This window comes from Streptomyces sp. NPDC046465, assembly GCF_040646035.1.
Classification (GTDB): domain Bacteria; phylum Actinomycetota; class Actinomycetes; order Streptomycetales; family Streptomycetaceae; genus Streptomyces.
On record NZ_JBEYZK010000018.1, the window covers coordinates 182,335 to 200,054 of the forward strand.

At 71.2% G+C, this 17,720-nt stretch carries 15 protein-coding genes and 1 tRNA gene; 10 read left to right on the plus strand and 6 right to left on the minus strand.

Annotated elements, in window-relative coordinates:
- Window position 1 precedes the first annotated feature (1 nt).
- The 3 genes from kdpA to ABZ953_RS27490 are packed head-to-tail and all read left to right on the plus strand — an operon-like array spanning window position 2 to window position 4,513.
- Window positions 2-1,666, plus strand: coding sequence for a potassium-transporting ATPase subunit KdpA (gene kdpA, locus ABZ953_RS27480; RefSeq protein ID WP_361728722.1), 1,665 nt, complete (start codon window positions 2-4; stop codon window positions 1,664-1,666).
- Complete coding sequence (gene kdpB, locus ABZ953_RS27485; RefSeq protein ID WP_361728725.1) at window positions 1,663-3,837, plus strand: potassium-transporting ATPase subunit KdpB; 2,175 nt, start codon at window positions 1,663-1,665, stop codon at window positions 3,835-3,837. Before kdpA ends, kdpB begins: the two co-directional genes overlap by 4 nt.
- Window positions 3,838-3,844: 7 nt before the next feature.
- Window positions 3,845-4,513 carry a potassium-transporting ATPase subunit C gene (locus tag ABZ953_RS27490; protein WP_361728728.1) on the plus strand — a complete coding sequence of 223 codons (669 nt, stop codon included), beginning with the start codon at window positions 3,845-3,847 and terminating at the stop codon, window positions 4,511-4,513.
- A gap of 35 nt (window positions 4,514-4,548) precedes the next feature.
- Here the strand turns inward: ABZ953_RS27490 and ABZ953_RS27495 are convergent, their stop codons facing one another.
- Entirely contained in the window at window positions 4,549-4,920 is a 372-nt protein-coding gene (locus ABZ953_RS27495) for a hypothetical protein (protein WP_361728731.1), read from the minus strand.
- 112 nt (window positions 4,921-5,032) lie between these two features.
- Between ABZ953_RS27495 and ABZ953_RS27500 the strand changes: the two genes are divergently transcribed.
- The gene (locus tag ABZ953_RS27500; protein ID WP_361728734.1) at window positions 5,033-6,073 is read left to right on the plus strand and encodes a glucokinase; all 1,041 of its coding nucleotides are present in this window, start codon (window positions 5,033-5,035) and stop codon (window positions 6,071-6,073) included.
- A 40-nt stretch (window positions 6,074-6,113) separates the two neighbouring features.
- Here ABZ953_RS27500 and ABZ953_RS27505 read toward each other — a convergent pair whose 3' ends face one another.
- Window positions 6,114-7,484, minus strand: coding sequence for a glucose-6-phosphate dehydrogenase (locus ABZ953_RS27505; RefSeq protein ID WP_361728737.1), 1,371 nt, complete (start codon window positions 7,482-7,484; stop codon window positions 6,114-6,116).
- A 125-nt stretch (window positions 7,485-7,609) separates the two neighbouring features.
- Between ABZ953_RS27505 and ABZ953_RS27510 the strand changes: the two genes are divergently transcribed.
- The gene (locus ABZ953_RS27510; protein WP_361728740.1) at window positions 7,610-9,946 is read left to right on the plus strand and encodes a tetratricopeptide repeat protein; all 2,337 of its coding nucleotides are present in this window, start codon (window positions 7,610-7,612) and stop codon (window positions 9,944-9,946) included.
- Window positions 9,947-9,952: 6 nt separating this feature from the next.
- Here the strand turns inward: ABZ953_RS27510 and ABZ953_RS27515 are convergent, their stop codons facing one another.
- Both ABZ953_RS27515 and ABZ953_RS27520 read right to left on the minus strand, forming a co-directional pair.
- Window positions 9,953-11,449, minus strand: a complete 1,497-nt coding sequence (locus ABZ953_RS27515; protein WP_361728743.1) for a trehalose-6-phosphate synthase — start codon at window positions 11,447-11,449, stop codon at window positions 9,953-9,955.
- Window positions 11,450-11,451: 2 nt separating this feature from the next.
- The gene (locus tag ABZ953_RS27520; protein ID WP_361728746.1) at window positions 11,452-12,165 is read right to left on the minus strand and encodes an SIS domain-containing protein; all 714 of its coding nucleotides are present in this window, start codon (window positions 12,163-12,165) and stop codon (window positions 11,452-11,454) included.
- A 139-nt stretch (window positions 12,166-12,304) separates the two neighbouring features.
- Here ABZ953_RS27520 and ABZ953_RS27525 point away from each other — a divergent pair, with 139 nt between their 5' ends.
- Complete coding sequence (locus ABZ953_RS27525; protein ID WP_361728748.1) at window positions 12,305-13,615, plus strand: caspase family protein; 1,311 nt, start codon at window positions 12,305-12,307, stop codon at window positions 13,613-13,615.
- A gap of 17 nt (window positions 13,616-13,632) precedes the next feature.
- On the opposite strand, the gene ABZ953_RS27530 is transcribed toward ABZ953_RS27525, so the two are convergent.
- Window positions 13,633-13,720: transfer RNA gene (locus ABZ953_RS27530), tRNA-Leu, on the minus strand.
- 188 nt (window positions 13,721-13,908) lie between these two features.
- Here ABZ953_RS27530 and ABZ953_RS27535 point away from each other — a divergent pair.
- The 3 genes from ABZ953_RS27535 (at window position 13,909) to ABZ953_RS27545 (ending at window position 16,624) form a co-directional block, all read left to right on the plus strand.
- On the plus strand, window positions 13,909-15,234 hold the full coding sequence (locus tag ABZ953_RS27535; RefSeq protein ID WP_361728751.1) for a M20/M25/M40 family metallo-hydrolase: 1,326 nt from the start codon (window positions 13,909-13,911) through the stop codon (window positions 15,232-15,234).
- Between the two features lie 189 nt (window positions 15,235-15,423).
- Window positions 15,424-15,657, plus strand: coding sequence for a chaplin (locus tag ABZ953_RS27540; protein WP_361728754.1), 234 nt, complete (start codon window positions 15,424-15,426; stop codon window positions 15,655-15,657).
- A 139-nt stretch (window positions 15,658-15,796) separates the two neighbouring features.
- Entirely contained in the window at window positions 15,797-16,624 is an 828-nt protein-coding gene (locus ABZ953_RS27545; RefSeq protein ID WP_361728757.1) for a chaplin family protein, read from the plus strand.
- Window positions 16,625-16,731: 107 nt separating this feature from the next.
- Here ABZ953_RS27545 and ABZ953_RS27550 read toward each other — a convergent pair whose 3' ends face one another.
- Window positions 16,732-16,920 (minus strand): DUF5703 family protein, encoded by a 189-nt coding sequence (locus ABZ953_RS27550; RefSeq protein WP_361728759.1) that lies wholly within the window; start codon window positions 16,918-16,920, stop codon window positions 16,732-16,734.
- A 47-nt stretch (window positions 16,921-16,967) separates the two neighbouring features.
- On the opposite strand from ABZ953_RS27550, the gene ABZ953_RS27555 reads away from it, so the two are divergent.
- Window positions 16,968-17,714, plus strand: a complete 747-nt coding sequence (locus ABZ953_RS27555) for a hypothetical protein (protein ID WP_361728762.1) — start codon at window positions 16,968-16,970, stop codon at window positions 17,712-17,714.
- The last annotated feature ends 6 nt before the right edge of the window (window positions 17,715-17,720 follow it).

A 17,720-nucleotide genomic window follows, 5' to 3' on the forward strand; every position in this document is an offset into this window, starting at 1 on the left:
TATGAGCCCCGTCCTCGCCGGTGTGCTCCAGCTGCTCGCCCTGATCGCGGCACTCTGTCTGGCACACCGCCCGCTCGGCGACCACATGGCCCGCGTCTACGGTTCGAAGAAGCACCTTCGCGTCGAAAAGTGGATCTACAAGGCCATCGGCGCCGACCCCGACACCGAGATGCGGTGGCCCGCGTACCTGCGCGGTGTCCTCGCCTTCTCGGCGGTCGGCGTCCTCTTCCTCTACCTGCTGCAGCGGCTCCAGGGCTCGCTGCCGGGCTCGCTCGGCTTCCGGTCCATCGACCCGGACCAGGCGTTCAACACCGCCGCGTCCTTCGTGGCGAACACCAACTGGCAGTCGTACGGCGGCGAACAGGCCATGGGCCACGTCGTGCAGACCGGCGGCCTCGCCGTGCAGAACTTCGTCTCGGCGGCCGTGGGCATCGCCGTCGCGGTGGCCCTCGTACGCGGCTTCGCACGCTCCCGCACGGGTGAACTCGGCAACTTCTGGGCCGACCTGGTGCGCGGCACCGTCCGCATCCTGCTCCCGATCTCCGTGGTCGGCGCGCTCGTCCTGGTCGCCTGCGGCGCCATCCAGAACTTCTCCGGCATCCACGAGGTCGGCCAGTTCACCGGAGGCGCGCGGCAGTGGAACGGCGGCGCGGTCGCCTCGCAGGAGGTCATCAAGGAGCTGGGCACCAACGGCGGCGGCTACTTCAACGCCAACTCCGCCCACCCCTTCGAGAACCCCGGCCCGCTCTCCAACCTCTTCGAGATCTTCCTGATCCTGCTGATCCCCTTCGCGCTCACCCGGACCTTCGGCAAGATGGTCGGCTCGCTCCGGCAGGGTTACGCGATCCTCGCCACGATGGCGACGATCTGGATCGGCTTCACCGCGCTGATGATGTGGACCGAGTTCCACCACGGCGCCCCGGCCCACGACCTGGCGGGCGGGGCCATGGAGGGCAAGGAGAACCGGTTCGGGATCGCCGGATCGTCGATCTTCGCGGTGGCCACCACGCTCACCTCGACCGGCGCCGTCAACTCCTTCCACTCCTCCTACACCGGCTTCGGCGGCGGCCTGCAGATGCTCGGCATGCAGCTCGGCGAGATCGCGCCCGGCGGCGTCGGCTCCGGCCTCTACGGCATGCTCATCATGGCGATCATCGCGGTGTTCATCGCGGGCCTGATGGTCGGCCGCACACCGGAGTACCTGGGCAAGAAGATCGGCACCCGCCAGATCAAGCTGGCGGCCTGCTACATCCTCGTCACCCCCGCGCTGGTCCTCGGCTTCACCGCCGTCGCGATGGCCCTGCCCACACCGGGCCACTCGATGACCAACTCCGGCGCGCACGGCTTCTCCGAGATCCTGTACGCCTACACCTCCGGGGCCAACAACAACGGCTCGGCCTTCGCGGGCCTGAACGCCGACACCCAGTGGTTCAACAGCACGATCGGCATCGCGATGCTGCTCGGCCGCTTCCTGCCGATGGTGTTCGTCCTGGCCCTCGCGGGCTCACTGGCCGAACAGCGGCCGATCCCCGCCACCGCGGGCACCCTGCGCACCGAGAAGCCGCTCTTCAGCGGTCTCCTCGTCGGCGCGATCATGATCATCACCGGACTGACCTACTTCCCCGCGCTCGCGCTGGGACCGCTCGCCGAAGGGCTGGCGTCATGAGCACTGAGCTGCACAAGACCGACCCGCACAAGAACGACCCGCACAAGACCGACCGGGACGGGGGGCCGGTCGCCACCGCGGACCGCGCCCCTCACCAGGACGCCCCCACCGGCCACCGCGGCGCCGACGACGCCCGGGTCGGCGCGGGCCTCTTCGACCCGGCCCTGCTGCTCAAGTCGCTGCCGGACGCCCTGCGCAAGCTGGACCCGCGCCTGATGGTCAAGTCCCCGGTGATGTTCGTCGTCCTGATCGGCTCGGTGGTCACCACCGCCCTCGCGGCTCTGGACCCGGGGGACTGGTTCGGCTGGGCGATCACCGCCTGGCTCTGGCTGACCACGGTCTTCGCCAACCTCGCCGAAGCCGTCGCCGAGGGCCGCGGCAAGGCGCAGGCCGACACCCTGCGCAAGGCCAAGACCGACACCGTCGCCCGCCGCCTGACCGGCGACACCGAGGAGCCGGTGCCCGGCACCGAACTGCGCGTCGGCGACTGCGTCGTCTGCGAGGCGGGCGACATCATCCCCGGCGACGGAGACGTCGTCGAGGGCGTGGCCTCCGTCGACGAGTCCGCCATCACCGGCGAATCGGCCCCCGTCATCCGCGAGTCCGGCGGCGACCGCTCCGCCGTCACCGGCGGTACGAGGGTGCTCTCCGACCGCGTCGTCATCAAGATCACGACGAAGCCCGGCGAGACCTTCATCGACCGCATGATCAACCTCGTCGAGGGCGCGGCCCGCCAGAAGACGCCCAACGAGATCGCGCTGAACATCCTCCTCGCGTCCCTCACCATCGTCTTCCTGCTCGCCGTCGTCACCCTCAAGCCCTTCGCCATCTACGCGGGGGCCGACGACCAGACCTCGCTCATCGTCCTGACGGCGCTGCTCGTCTGCCTCATCCCGACGACCATCGGCGCGCTGCTCTCCGCGATCGGCATCGCCGGAATGGACCGCCTGGTCCAGCGCAACGTCCTCGCGATGTCCGGCCGGGCCGTCGAGGCCGCGGGCGACGTGTCGACCCTGCTGCTCGACAAGACCGGCACCATCACCCTCGGCAACCGCCGGGCCGCCGAGTTCCTGCCGGTGCGCGGCACCACAGAGGCCGAGGTCGCCGACGCCGCCCAGCTCTCCTCGCTGGCCGACGAGACGCCCGAGGGCCGCTCCATCGTCGTACTCGCCAAGGAGAAGTACGGCCTGCGCGAGAGGCACCAGGGCGAGCTGACCGGCGCGGAATGGGTGCCGTTCACCGCGCAGACCCGCATGTCGGGCGTGGACGTCGACGGACGCAAGGTCCGCAAGGGCGCGACCGGTTCGGTCATCGCCTGGGTCGAGGAGCGCGGGGGCGAGGTCGCCGAGGACGCGCAAGAACTGGCCGACCGGATCTCACAGGCGGGCGGCACGCCGCTGCTCGTGGCCCTTGAGGACGCCGACGGCGCCCGGGTCCTCGGCGTCATCCACCTCAAGGACGTCGTCAAGGAGGGCATGCGCGAGCGCTTCGACGAACTGCGCCGCATGGGCATCAAGACGGTCATGATCACGGGCGACAACCCGCTGACCGCCAAGGCCATCGCGGACGAGGCGGGCGTGGACGACTTCCTCGCCGAGGCCACGCCCGAGGACAAGATGGCCCTGATCAAGCGCGAGCAGGCCGGCGGCAAGCTGGTCGCGATGACGGGCGACGGCACGAACGACGCCCCCGCCCTCGCCCAGGCCGACGTCGGCGTGGCCATGAACACCGGCACCTCGGCCGCCAAGGAGGCCGGGAACATGGTGGACCTGGACTCCGACCCGACCAAGCTCATCGAGATCGTGGAGATCGGCAAGCAACTCCTCATCACGAGGGGCGCGTTGACGACCTTCTCGATCGCCAACGACGTCGCGAAGTACTTCGCGATCATCCCGGCCATGTTCGCCGTCGCGTACCCGAGCCTCGACAAGCTCAACATCATGAACCTGTCGTCGCCGGAGTCCGCGATCCTCTCCGCGGTCGTCTTCAACGCGCTGGTCATCGTCGCGCTCGTGCCGCTCGCACTTAAGGGCGTGCGGTACCGGCCGATGACGGCCGACCGGATGCTCCGGCGCAACCTCGGCGTCTACGGCCTCGGCGGGCTCGTCGCCCCGTTCATCGGCATCAAGATCATCGACGTACTCCTCTCTCTCCTCCCCGGCATTGGGTGACGTGGCCATGAACAACTCCGTAAAGAACTCCGCCCGGTTGCTGGGGGCGGGCCTGCGCGCCCTGCTCGTCCTGACCGTGATCTGCGGCGTCATCTACCCGCTCGCGGTGACCGGCGTCGCCCAGGCCCTCTTCCCCGGCAGGGCCAACGGCTCCGAGGTGACGGCGGACGGCCGGACCGTCGGCTCCGAACTCATCGGCCAGCGCTACGACCTGCCGCTGAAGAAGGGCCAGGACACCCCCGAGCCCGACCTCAAGTGGTTCCAGCCGCGCCCCTCCAACGGCCTCGGCGAGAACAGCGTCAACACCCGCTACCAGCTGCTCCTGTCCGGTGCCACCAACCTCGCCGGTGACAGCAAGGAGCTGATCCAGCAGGTGAAGGACGCCAAGGCGGCCGTCGTCAAGGACAACTCCACCGCGGACCACCGGATCAAGCCCGCGGACGTACCCGCCGACGCGGTCACCTCCTCGGGCTCGGGCCTCGACCCGCACATCTCCCCGGACTACGCCGATCTCCAGGTCCACCGCGTCGCCGCGAAGAACCACCTGCCCGTACGGCAGGTCCGGAAGCTCGTCGACGACCACACCGACGGCCGGACCCTCGGGTTCGTGGGTGAGCCGCGGGTCAACGTCCTCCAGCTCAACATCGCGCTCAAGGAACTGGCCGGGAAGCGCTGACGGGCGGGGGTGCCAGGGGGCTGGGGGCAGGGGCGTCAGGGGGCCGGGTCGTCAGGGGGGCGGTCAGCATCGCGCAGCACCGTTCGGATGAACTCCTCGGCCCCGGAGATCTGCTGGGCGTCGATCTCCACCTCCTTGCCGTCGGGGTGCCGCACGACGATGGAGAGGTCCGCGCGGCGCTGCCGGATCCACAGCTGCACGGACGAGACGAGCACGGCGACGGTGCCGCTGCTGACCGAGACAAGCACCAACTCGGCCACGCCCCCCATCCGGTCCGGCTCCGGAGCCTCGCTCCGCAGCCGGACACGCCCCCTCAGCTCGTCCTCCCGCTGAAGCCAGGAATGCAGATTCCGCGTCAGCGCCGGGTCGCCCGCCCCCGGGCCCGTCACCTTGATCTCGATCGGCATCGTCACTTCCGTTCCCGCGCGGTGCATGGACGTCTGGTCATACTGTGCCCCACGACAACTCGGTCCGGCCGTACGACAATTGGCCCGACCCGGATTCCGAAGTGGTGATGCAGTGCGTACACCGGTGGCCGCGTTCGACGTGGGTGGTACGAGGACCCGACTGCGCGGCGGATGGACCACGGAGCCGGACCGCACGGAGCTGCAGGTGCGGACCGCCGACCATGCCTCGCTGCAGGACCTGCTGACCGCCTGCCTCCACGAGGCGGACCTGCGGCCCGAGACCGTGGTGCTCGCGGTGGCGGGCCGCGTCCCCGCGCACGGCGACGTGCGGATGACCAACCTGCCCGGCTGGCCGCTGTTCGAGCGCGCCGCGTACGCCGAGCGGCACGGCATCCGGCAGCTCACCGTCGTGAACGACATGGCCGCCACGGCGCACGGCATGGCGGACCTCGGACCCGACGAGGTGCGGCCCCTCACCTCCCACGGTCCCCCCACCTCCCACGGACCGGCTTCCCGTACGAGCGAACTCCTCGCGGTCTCCGTCGGCAGCGGCGTCGGAAGCGCCCTGCTCGACGGGGCGGGCACGGTGCACGCCGCCGAGTCGGGCCACATCGCCTGGCAGCCGGTGGACGAGTTCGAGGCCGGGTACCTCGCACACCTCAGGACGGAGATCGGGGGAGTCGTCACCGTCGAGGAGTCGATCGGCGGCCTCCGCGGCTTCGACCGCATGTACGACTACGTGCGCCGCTCCATCCCGGCCGCCCCCGACGTACACGACCGGGTGACCGGCGCACGCGGCGCCGGGGCGGCCGTCGCGCCCGTGATCACCTCGGCGGCGCAGGCCGGCGACCCCTGCTGCGTCGGGGTCGTCAGGCTCTTCGCCGCCCTCTTCGGCCAGTACCTGCGCGCTGTGGTCCTGGTGTGCCTGCCCGCGGGCGGCGTCGTCACCCTGACCAGCGGGGTGCTTCAGGCGCCCGGCATGGCGGAACTCCTCCGCGAGAAGACGGAGTTCCTGGACCGGTTCATCAGCCCCGGCGCCTGCCACCACGAACTCCTCGCGGAGATCCCGGTGCAACTCGCCCTCGACCCGCTGGTGGGGGTGCGGGGCGCCTACCGCATGGCGCTCCGGGCGGCGGAGGCGCTATACGGCTGATGAGCGGGCCCCGCACGCGGATACGGCTGACCGGCGGGCCCTACAGAGGCGCGCACCAGCCGCCGTCCCCCGGCAGCCTGTCCGACGCGGCCGGCCCCCAGGAGCCCCGCGGATAGCGCAGCGGGGCCTCCGGCCGGTCCAGCGCGGGCGCCACGATGCGCCACGACTCCTCCACGGCGTCCATCGACACGAACCGACCCGTCCTGCCGTGCAGCGCGTCCGACAGGAGATGCGTGTACGCCTCCCACGAGTCGCCGGACGCCTGCAGATCGAAGTCCAGGTCCACCGCCATCGGGCCGGGATCCGCCCCGGGCCTGCGGGCGTTGAGGGTCAGTACGGTGCCGCCGCGGGAGCCGAGCCGGAAGCGGATGCGGGCCGGTCCCGGGTCCTCGCGCGTGAACCAGAGGCGGTGCGCGGTCGGCACGAAGTCGACGACCACCTCGATGGCCGTGGCGGCAAGGCCCTTGCCGGAGCGCAGCAGGAACGGGACGCCCCGCCACCGGTCGACATCGATGTCGAGGCGCAGCGCGGCGAACGTCTCCACCGTCGAGTCGGCGGCCACTCCCTCCTCCGCCCGGTAGCCCGCGTACTGCCCGCGGACGAGCTGCCCGGGGTCCACCGGACGCACCGCGGCGAGAGTGCGCGCGATCTCCTCGCGAAAGGCCTGCGCGGTGCCGTCGACGGGCCGCCTCATCGCCACTATGCCGAGCAATTGCAGCAGATGGCTCTGGACGACATCGCGGACCGCGCCGATCTGCTCGTACAGGGATCCGCGGCTGTCGACACCCCTGACCTCGCAGTGCGTGATCTGCACCCGGGAGATCGTCTCCCGGCCCCAGGCCGTCTCCGGGAACGGATTGCAGAAACGGAAGGCGAGAAGATTCTCCACCGCCTCCTTGCCGAGATAGTGATCGATGCGCAGCACCGATTCGGCGGAGAAGACCTTGAGGAGCGAATCGTTGAGAACCCGGGCCGAATCGAGATCTTTTCCGAAGGGTTTCTCCACGAGCACGGCGCCCGGGGGAATTCCGACGGATCCCATCGTCGCGATCGTGGCGGCGGCCCGCGGTGGCGGAACCCCGAGGAAGTACACCGGCCGCACCGCGGACCACAGGCACCGGGCGACCTCCTCGATCGTGCCGTGCCGGGTCGTGTCCCCCTCGACGAAGCGGGTCCCGGCGAGCAGCCGGTGCACCACCCGGCCGTCCGAGGGGCCGCACACGTCGTGGACGGACTGGGCCACGAACGTCTCGAAGCCTGCGCGGCCCAGACCGGGCAGCCCGACGGCGACGATCGACGGGACGCAGTCTTCCGAAAGGGACAGGCGGTAGAGGGCAGGCCACAATTTCCTGCGGGCCAGATCTCCGGTCGCGCCGAAGAGAACCAAGGCATCCGATGATGCGGTCGTCACGCACCTCCTCAGGGAGAACCCGGACGCTCGCGACAATACCCAAGCCTCCCCAAAGGGACACGTCTCGCGTCCGCGTGCGAGACGTATAATTCGCCCAACTCGCCATGGCGCACGGGGGTGGAGCTGTGTCAGCAGGGGAGATCGGTACATCAGGCGCGGGGGCGCCCTCGCGTGACGCTCCCTCGACGGGGACGCAGACCAGCTGGGAGGGGCTGCGCAGGCTGCTCGACGAGCGGGTCGACCGGCGGCGGGGCCCGGCGGGGCGGCGGGCCGGTGACGAGCGCGGCAGGCCCGCGGTCGGATCGGTGGACGAGCTGTCCCGGGCCGTCGCACAGGACCCGGAGTTCAGCCGCAGGCTGATCGACCGCCTGGTGCGGTTCCAGTCGGCCGAAGTGCCGCCGGAAGACCGCCCGCCCCTGCCGATACCCCATCAACTGCCGCTCGGCAGACCGGGATTCGTCGGCCGTGAAGGGGAACTCCGTGAGCTGGACCTGCTCCTCGCCGAGCCCCAGAAGGCGGGCCCGGACACCGCGGTGATCTCCTCCGTCGGGGGAGCCCCCGGGGTGGGCAAGACGGCGCTGATGGTGCACTGGGCACACCGCTCGCGCGTCGCCTTCCCGGACGGCCAGTTGTACGTCAACCTCCGGGGCTACGGTCCGGGCAGCCCCCTCGAACCCGCGGAGGTCCTCGCCGACTTCCTGCACGCCCTCGACGTGGCCCCCGCCAAGGTCCCGCAGCAACTCGAACCGCGCGCGGCCCTGTTCCGCACCCTGCTGCACGAGCGCCGGATGCTGGTCCTCCTGGACAACGCCCGCAACACGGCGCAGGTCTTCCCGCTGCTGCCCGGAAGCTCCACCTGCGTCGTGATCGTGACCAGCCGTAACCGGCTCCAGGGGCTCGTCGGGAGCTACGGCGCCCGCAGCATCCGCCTCGACACCCTGACCGCCCGGGAGTCCGTCGAACTGCTCACCGGCATCGTCGGCGACGACCGCGTCCTGCACGAGCGCGGCGCCGTCGAGGAACTCGCGGCGGGCTGCGGCCATCTGCCGCTGGCCCTCAGCATCGTGGGCGAACGCGTCGCGGCGTACCCGCAGTGGCCCATCGCCGACCTCCTCGAAGGCCTCGGTGACGAGCGCCACCGGCTCGACACGTTCACCGCCGACGTCGAGGAAACCGGCGCCGAACAGCTGGAGGTGCGGGCCGCCTTCTCCTGGTCGTACCGCGCGCTCGGCGCCGGGAGCGCACGGTGCTTCCGGATCATGGGGCTGCACCCCACGGGCGAGTTCAGTCTGCTGGCCGCTGCCGCCGCGACCGGCGACCCCAAGGCGCGCACCAACCTGTACCTGCGCGGCCTGATCGACTGCCACCTCCTCGAACAGGTGGCGCCCGACCGCTTCCGCTTCCACGACCTCATCCATGACTACGCGGCCGAGCGGGCGCACGAGGAGGAGTCGGAGGAGGCCCGGCAGGGGTCCATCAGGCGGAGCCTGCTCTGGTATCTGCACACGGCGGACGAGGCGAACCGGCAGCTGATGCCCCACCGCCGCAGGATCGAACTCGACGACCTGTCCGACCGGTGCGAACCGCTGCGCTTCGCCGACGGCGCACAGGCGCTGCGGTGGTGCGACACGGAGCGGACTCACCTGATCGCACTCGTGCGGCAGGCGGTCCACCGCGGTGAGGACTCGATCGCCTGGCAGCTGCCGGTGGTCCTGTGGAGCTTCTTCAACGTGCGCAAGCTCCTGAGCGACTGGATCGACACCCACGAGCTGGGGCTCCGCGGCGCCCGGCGCTCCGGCTGCCTCCGGGGCGAGGCCTGGACCCTGAACAGCCTGGGCAACGCCTACCGCGGCACCCAGGAGTTCGAGAAGGCCGTCGAGACCTGGGAGAAGGCCCTGACGATCCGCCGCAGGATCGGGGACAAGTACGGCGAGGGCACCTCCCTCAACAACCTCGCGGGCGCCCTGCGGCGGATGGGCCGGATCGAGGACTCGATCCGCCACTCCACCGACGCGCTCGCCATCCACCGCGAGATCCGGGACAGCTGGAACGAGGGCATCGACCTCAACAGCCTCGGCAACGCCTACCGCGACCTCGGCCGGACCGAGGAGGCGATCGGCTGCTGGCTCCGCGCGCTCGGCATCCAGCGCGAGATCAAGGACCTCTTCGGCCAGGGCACCTCGCTCAACCACCTGGGCGAGGCCTACCGCACGGCCGGGCGAGCGGACGAGGCGGTGGCCGCCTTCGACGAGGCCCTACAGATCAGGCGCTCCTTCGGGGACGACCCCGGGGCCGCGGCGACGGCGGTCAACCTGGGCGCGACGCTGGCCGCCATGGGACAGCTGAAGGAGGCGGCGGTCTACTACACCCTCGCGCTCGAAGACCTGGCACGCCTCGGCGACCCCCGTACCGAGGCGGTGAACGAAGCCCTTCGCGTACTGGTCGGCAAGAGCGTGCCGTAGCCGCCGCTAGAGGCCGCCCTTGCTGTCGCGTACCTCCGCGAGGTCTGCGAGCTGCGCCCGCAGCCAGGCCTCGGGCGAGGCCGTCGCCAGCGGCGCACGCATCCGTTCGACCCTGGCCGCCCGCTCGCCGAGCGGCATGGCGAGCGCCTGCCGGAGCGCCGACGCGGTCGCGCGGACGTCGCGGGGGTCGGGCAGGACCACGGCCCCTTCGCGCAGCCGCTCGGCGCTCCCGGTCCGTGCCGACAGGACGACCGCACCGTCCCGCCGGTTCACGAGCACCCCTTCCTGGGCGACCAGGTTCATCCCGTCGTGGACCGAGTTGACGAGCAGGACGTCGTACTCCCGCAGAGCAGCCATGGCACGCGTCCGGTCCTCGTCCCAGTACACGGTCAGGACGCCGGGAAAGGCGCGCTGGATGCCCGCGACGGCCTCCCGCACCCGGGCCGCGTACCACGCGTACTCCGGCACAGCGGGCCGCGACGGCGTCAGACAGCACACGAACCGCACGCGGTGGCGCAGCTCCGGGTGCTCGTCGAGGAGGAGCGCGAAGGCCTCGAAGCCCCGCAGGACGTTCTTCGCCGGGTCGAGCCGGTCGACGCGCACCAGCAGGCGCACCCCCTCCCGCAGCCCGCGCAGGGCAGCGGACCACCGGTCCGCCTCCGGCGTGCCGAACACCTCGGCCAGGTACTCCCGGTCGGGCGGCGCCGGATAGCGGCGCACCAGCGTCCGGCCGCCGGCGTGCCGGACGGCCCCGGCCCGCCGGTCGACCTCGCACCCGGCCGCCGCACTGAACCGGAGGAAGGAGTCCGCCCACCGCTCGCTCTGGAAGCCGAGCACATCCGCCCCGAGCATGCCGCGGAGCAGCAGCCCCCGGGCGGCGCGGGGCAGCACCGCGAGCGCCTCGGGAGCCGCGAACGCGGCGTGCACGAAGAGGCCCACCGTCTGCGTGGGCAGCCGGGCGCGGAGGAAGCCGGGGGCGGTGAGGAACTGGTAGTCGTGGAAGCAGACGACGCTGCGCGCGTGACAGCCGTCGGCGGCCGCGGCAGCCACGGCCCGGTTCACCCGCTGGTACGCACGCAGCGCCGAACCGTCCCGCAACGGCCCCTGCCCGGCGGCGTCGAGGGGCTGCGGAAGGTCGTCCCAGAGGTCGTGGAGCGCGTACCAGAGCCCCCGCACGCCCGCGTCCTCGTAGTATCGCCGGTAGACCGCGGGCGGGCAGGGGACCGTACGGAACCCGTAGCCGAGCCCGAGCCCGGCGAACCGGCCGTCCGCCGTGGCCCGGTGGTCCTCGGCGCTCGTCGAAGGGGCCAGCCAGCGGACCTCCTCGCGCAGCGTCCGGGCGGACCGGTCGAGCAGCGACGTCACACTGCCGGGACGGTGTTCCAGGACGGGGCCGGACGGGGTGGACCGGAACGTCACCGGGCCGCGGTCGGACACGAGCACGACATCGGCCGCACCCGCCGCACCCGCCGCACCCGCCGTCCGCGCGGCCCCCCGCGCCACCGTCAGCCCTGCGTTCCGTCGAACGAGGGAGCCAGGATGTCGCTGGTGTGCCCTCTCCCCGTACCCAGGGCGAGAGCCAGCGAGTGCACCACGCCCAGATGCACGGTCTCCACCACGCCGTACACGGGGCTGTCCACCAGCAGGGGCACGTCGACCAGAGCGGCGGCGCCGCCCCCGGAGCCGCCGAGCAGCCCGACCGAGCGCACCCCGCGCGCCCGCGCCGTCTTGAGGCCCTCGATGATGTTCGGGGAGTCGCCGCTGACGCTGATGGCCACCACCACGTCGCCGGGGGTCAGCAGGCGCGCGAGCTGCTCGGAGAAGACGCGGTCGTAGCCGATGTCATTGGCCAGGGCGGTGAGCAGGGGCGTGTTGCCGGTGAGCGCGTTCGTGCGCAGCCCCGCGGCGTGCGGGCCCGAGGTCATGGCGAGGTCGGAGGCCAGATGGCCCGCCGTGGCGGCGCTTCCGCCGTTGCCGATCGCGTAGAGACAGTTGCCGCTGGATCTGACCGAGTCGAGGAGCCGCACGGCCGAGGCGAAGCTGTTCGGCTCCAGGGCGAGGGCGGCATCGGCCACCAGATGCTGGAACGCCGTGCAGACGGCGGAAGCCTGGTGTGTGCCGGGGTTCGGGCCGGGGCGCGCGCCGGGATGTGTGCCGGAGTGCATGCCGCCCTCGTGCCCTAACTCGTCCGAGTTGTCCACCACATCCGTGCGTCCCATGGCGACCCCCACCTGTTGCAGTCGGTTTCGGATTCGCCAGCATGCCCGAATCCTCGGACAGCGGTAAGAGCGCCGCTCCTCAAATGAGTTGCCTCGCTATCATTTGGGCAGTGGGGCGGTGCGGCAAGAGGGGGACGACGTGAGGTTGGCCAGTGGCTCAAACTCGCAGGCGGTACTCATCGGGTGCAGCGACTACGACGACGCGGCCCTCCCCCCGCTCCCCGCGGTGCGCAACAACCTCGAAGACCTACGGGACCTGCTCACCGGACCCGGCAACTGCGCACTCCCCAGCGAGCGTTGCACCCTGCTGCACGACGTCAGGGAGCCCCAGCGGGTGGGCGAGGCGCTCAGCCGCGCGGCGAGCGGAGTGGAGGACATGTTCCTGGTCTACTTCGCCGGCCACGGCGCGCTGGACGACCGGGGGCTGCTCCATCTCCTGCTCACCGGGAGCGACACCAAGCTGCTCGGCTGGTCGAGCCTGCGCTTCGACCTGATCCGCCAGGCGCTGGCGTACGCACCGGCCAGGAACCGCGTGCTGCTGCTCGACTGCTGCTTCTCGGGGCGGGCCATCGACACGATGGGGGACGCCGCCTCGCTCTACTTCGGCCAGCTGGAGATAGCCGGTACGTACGTCCTGGCCTCGGCCCCCGCGAACACCCCGGCGCGCGCCCCCCTGGGCGAACGGCACACCCTGTTCACCGGCGAGCTGATCAACTTCCTCCGCGAGGGCTCCGCCGCGGAGCCGGAACTGCTCACCCTGGGGGCGGCCTACCGGCACACGGCCAGGACGCTGGCCGCGAAGGGCGAGCCGAGGCCGCAGCGGTGCGGCACCGGGACGAGCGACCAGCTGGCCCTGGCGGCGAACGCGGCCTTCCGCCCGATGGCCTCCGACGATGTCCCCGAACGCCTGCGCGGCGCCCTGGAGCTGGCGGAATCCGGCGACCTGGCGGGAGCGGTGGACGCGCTGCGCGTGCTGACGCTGCAGTGCGTCCAGGTCCTCGGCGCCCGCCACGACTTCACCCTCCTCGCCCACCAGGCCCTGGCGCACGCCGAGGGCGAGAGCGGGCGCGCGTCGGACGCCGCGACGAGGTACACCCTGCTGGCCGACCAGCTGGCCGCCGAGCGGGGCCCGAAACACCCGGACACCCTCCAGGCCCGCCACGAACAGGCCCGCTGGACCGGCATCGGCGGAGACGCCGCATCCGCCGCCCACCTGTTCGCCGAACTCGCCGTGGACGCGTCGGGCGCGCTGGGCCCCGTGGACGTCCGCTCGCTCAGCTGCCGATGGCAGCACGCCCACTGGACCGGCATGAGCGGCCACCCCGACCGCGCGGCGGCCGCCTTCGCCGAACTCGCCGAGAGCTACGGCTCCACACTGGGCGAGCGGCACGACGACACCCGGGCGGCCCGCCGCAACCACGCGTACTGGCACAACGCAAAAGACCCCTGATGAACAGGGGTCTCAGCTGGTGTCCGAGGGGGGACTTGAACCCCCACGTCCGATAAAGGACACTAGCACCTCAAGCTAGCGCGTCTGCCATTCCGCCACCCGGACAAGGTGTCTGTCTTCGCGGGGCGTTTCCCGCGGCGACAGAGAGAACATTACCAGGCTCCCAGGGGTACTCGATCACCCCACTGGTCCCCCGTGAACGGCTGATGACGACCCCCGCCCGCCCTTGGGCGCGGAGCCTCGGAGAGAGAGGATGAAGGGGACCACCAGCAGCGAATGCGGGAGGAACCAGCGTGAGCGGGTCCAGCACGGGCAAGGCCGTCACCGGTGAGGACGAGGTCGTCGACCTCTGTCGCGAACTGATCCAGATCGATACGAGCAATTACGGCGACCACTCGGGCCCGGGGGAGCGCAAGGCCGCCGAGTACGTGGCCGAGAAGCTCGCCGAGGTGGGTCTCGAACCGAAGATCTTCGAGTCGCACCCCGGCAGGGCCTCCACGGTCGCACGGATCGAGGGCGAGGACCCGTCGCGGCCCGCGCTCCTCATCCACGGCCACACGGACGTCGTGCCCGCCAACGCCGCGGACTGGACGCACCACCCCTTCTCGGGGGAGATCGCGGACGGCTGCGTGTGGGGCCGGGGCGCCGTCGACATGAAGGACATGGACGCGATGACCCTCGCGGTCGTCCGCGAGCGGATGCGCAGCGGCCGCAAGCCGCCCCGGGACATCGTCCTCGCCTTCCTCGCGGACGAGGAGGCGGGCGGCACGTACGGCGCGCGGCACCTCGTCGACAACCACCCCGGCCTCTTCGAGGGGTGCACGGAGGCGATCAGCGAGGTCGGCGGCTTCTCCTTCACGGTCAACGAGAACCTGCGCCTCTACCTCGTCGAGACGGCCCAGAAGGGCATGCACTGGATGAAGCTGACCGTGGACGGCACCGCCGGTCACGGATCGATGATTCACAAGGACAACGCGATCACCGAGCTCAGCGAGGCCGTCGGGCGTCTGGGCCGGCACAAGTTCCCGGTGCGGGTCACCAAGACGCTGCGGCACTTCCTCGACGAGCTCGGCGACGCCCTCGGCACCGAGCTCGACCCGGAGAACATGGACGAGACGCTCGCCAAGCTCGGCGGCATCGCCAAGCTCATCGGCGCCTCCCTGCAGAACACCGCGAACCCGACGCAGCTCGGCGCCGGGTACAAGGTGAACGTGATCCCCGGCCAGGCCACCGCGCACGTCGACGGCCGCTACCTGCCGGGGTACGAGGAGGAGTTCCTCGCCGATCTGGACCGGATTCTCGGTCCGCGGGTCAAGCGCGAGGACGTGCATGCCGACAAGGCTCTGGAGACCACCTTCGACGGGGCGCTCGTCGACGCCATGCAGATCGCGCTGCGGGCCGAGGACCCGATCGCCCGCGCCGTGCCGTACATGCTCTCGGCCGGCACGGACGCCAAGTCCTTCGACGACCTCGGCATCCGCGGCTTCGGTTTCGCGCCGCTGAAGCTGCCGCCGGAGCTGGACTTCGCGGGCATGTTCCACGGCGTCGACGAGCGGGTGCCGGTCGACGGCCTGAAGTTCGGCGTCCGGGTGCTCGACCGGTTCATCGACGCTTCTTGACGGAATGCGGCCGAAACCTTCCGGGAATCGGCCGCTTCACGTGCTGAAACGACTCTCCAATAATCGCCAGCGCGTGCGTACTTGACTGAAAAGAGTGAAAGGGACCATAGGCTCGTAGCCCCACTAGTTCCTCCTCGTTACAGGTGATGCAGTCCGCGGCTGGGACTGCATTGCCAACAAGGAGGAATAATGATCAAGAAGATCGTCGCCGCTGTCGCTGCCACCGGTGGTCTCGTGCTCGCCGGTGCGGGCATTGCCGCTGCCGACGCCGGTGCCCAGGGTGCCGCCGTGAACTCGCCCGGCGTCATCTCGGGCAACGTTATCCAGGTCCCCGTCCACGTGCCGGTGAACGCCTGCGGCAACACGGTCTCCGTGATCGGGCTGCTGAACCCCACCTTCGGCAACACCTGCGTCAACAAGTGACGTTGTTGTGCCTCACCCCTTGAGGGTCTGAGTCCGTCGGCCCCGGAGCGCGCGCCAAGCGCTCCGGGGCCGACGGGCATTCCACGTACGGGCGAGCACGTCCGTACGTATTCCAGCAGGCAAAAGGCAGGAATCAGCTATGCGACAGGTCACGCGCAAAGGCCTGATCACCGTGGCGGCCGCGACCGGCGTTCTCGCCGCGACCGGGGGTTACGCACACGCGGACTCGGGGGCCAACGGCAGCAGTTCGAACTCACCCGGCGTGGCGTCGGGCAACAACGTGCAGTTGCCGGTCGACGTCCCGGTCAACGTGTGCGGCAACACCGTGAACGTGGTCGGGGTCCTCAACCCGGCGTCGGGCAACCACTGTGCCAACCCCTCCCGCGGAGGCGGCGGTTCGCACCAGTCCGGTGGCGGGGCCAAGGCGAGCGGGCACAGCGGCGACTCACCCGGTGTCGGCTCCGGCAACAACGTGCAGTTGCCGGTCGACGTCCCGGTCAACGTCTGCGGCAACAGCGTCACCATCGGCGGCCTCGGCAACACCGCCGTGGGCAACGAATGCGCCAATGAATCCGGCTCCACGGTCACCCCGCCGGGCGGCGAGAAGCCCCCGACGGGACCCGGGCACCCGGGCAAGCCGGAGCACCCGGGGAAGCCGGGCGAGCCGGGGCAGCCGGGACATCCGGGTGAGCCCGGTCACCCGGGCAAGCCGCACACCCCGGGCCACCCGGGCGGCGCGGAGGACCGCGTCATCCCGAACCACCCGGGCACGCAGCAGGTGACGCCGCCCGAGGGCATCTCGCGGCTCGTGCCGCCGGAGGCGGTCTCACAGCTCGCGCCGCCGGAGGGGGCCGCGCAGCTGGCGTCGACGGGCAGCGAGCTGCCGCTCGGCCTCGCGCTGCCGGTGGGCGCGGGCGCGCTGCTCGCGGGCACCGTGCTCTACCGAAGGGCCCGGGCGACCGCCTGACCCACCGCGTCCGAGCATGCCGAACGGAGCGGGCCCCGCCGTCGCGGGGCCCGCTCCGTTTCCCGTGCCCGGCCCGCCACGCGGCGCCGAACGGCGCCGTACGGCGCTCACCAGGTGGCGTGTACCTGGCGGATGATCCTCCGTTTCAGCCGCACCCTGCGACTGCCGTCGGGGTGCAGGCGCAGGCGGTCCAACTCCCAGTGCCCGTACTCGGCGTGGTCCGTCAGCAGGCGTGTGGCTTCCTTGCGGGTGACCCCGCGCGGTACATACACGTCGACAAATTCGTATTCCGGCATCGCATCTATTGTGCGGGCATGGGCCCGGTACGGATAGCGTCTGCACTATGTCTGATGCTGCGCAGCCCACCGCTGCCGAGGTACGCGCCGCCGCCGAGGCGGTCAAGACCGCGCTCGACCGCCACCTGGCCGCGGTCGAACGCAGGTCGGGCGAGGACGACCCCGCCGTCTACGAAGCGTTCAACGAACTCGCCGCCGCGGCCGAGGAGTACGACGAGCTCCTCTACGACCGCTACGACGAGGTCACCCCCTTCGAGATTCCCGGCACGGAGGACGCACTGCCGCCGTACCAGGGCCCGGACGAGGCGAACGCGCTGAGCGTGCTGATCCGCCGCGACTACGCCGTGGCGGAGCCGCAGCGGCTGCTCGCCCAGGCCCAGCGGGTCGCCGACCTCGAGAGCGGGGGCAGGGGCACCGGCGGCTCGGCCGACACCGTGCACAGCGCGCTCGGCGTCCTCTTCGGAGAGTTCGAACCGGACGAAATCTCCTCCCGGCACAAGGAATTCGGCCTGGAGGAGGGCGATTCCACGCTCTGGGTCACCGCGGTGGACGCCCCCGCCGAGCCGGGGGAGTGGCTCGACGCCCCCTTCGACCAGGCGGACCCGCACCGGGTGGTGTGCCGGTTCGACGTCAGCGTGGTCTTCGACGACGAACTGGACGACGACGGGCTCGACGGCCTCGACACGGACGTCGACATCGACCCGGACGTCGACATCGACCCGGACGTGGCGGTGCCCCTCGACGAGATCGACATCGACTCCGACGACGACTCCGTCCGCAAGGCCGACCGCTGACGGCCG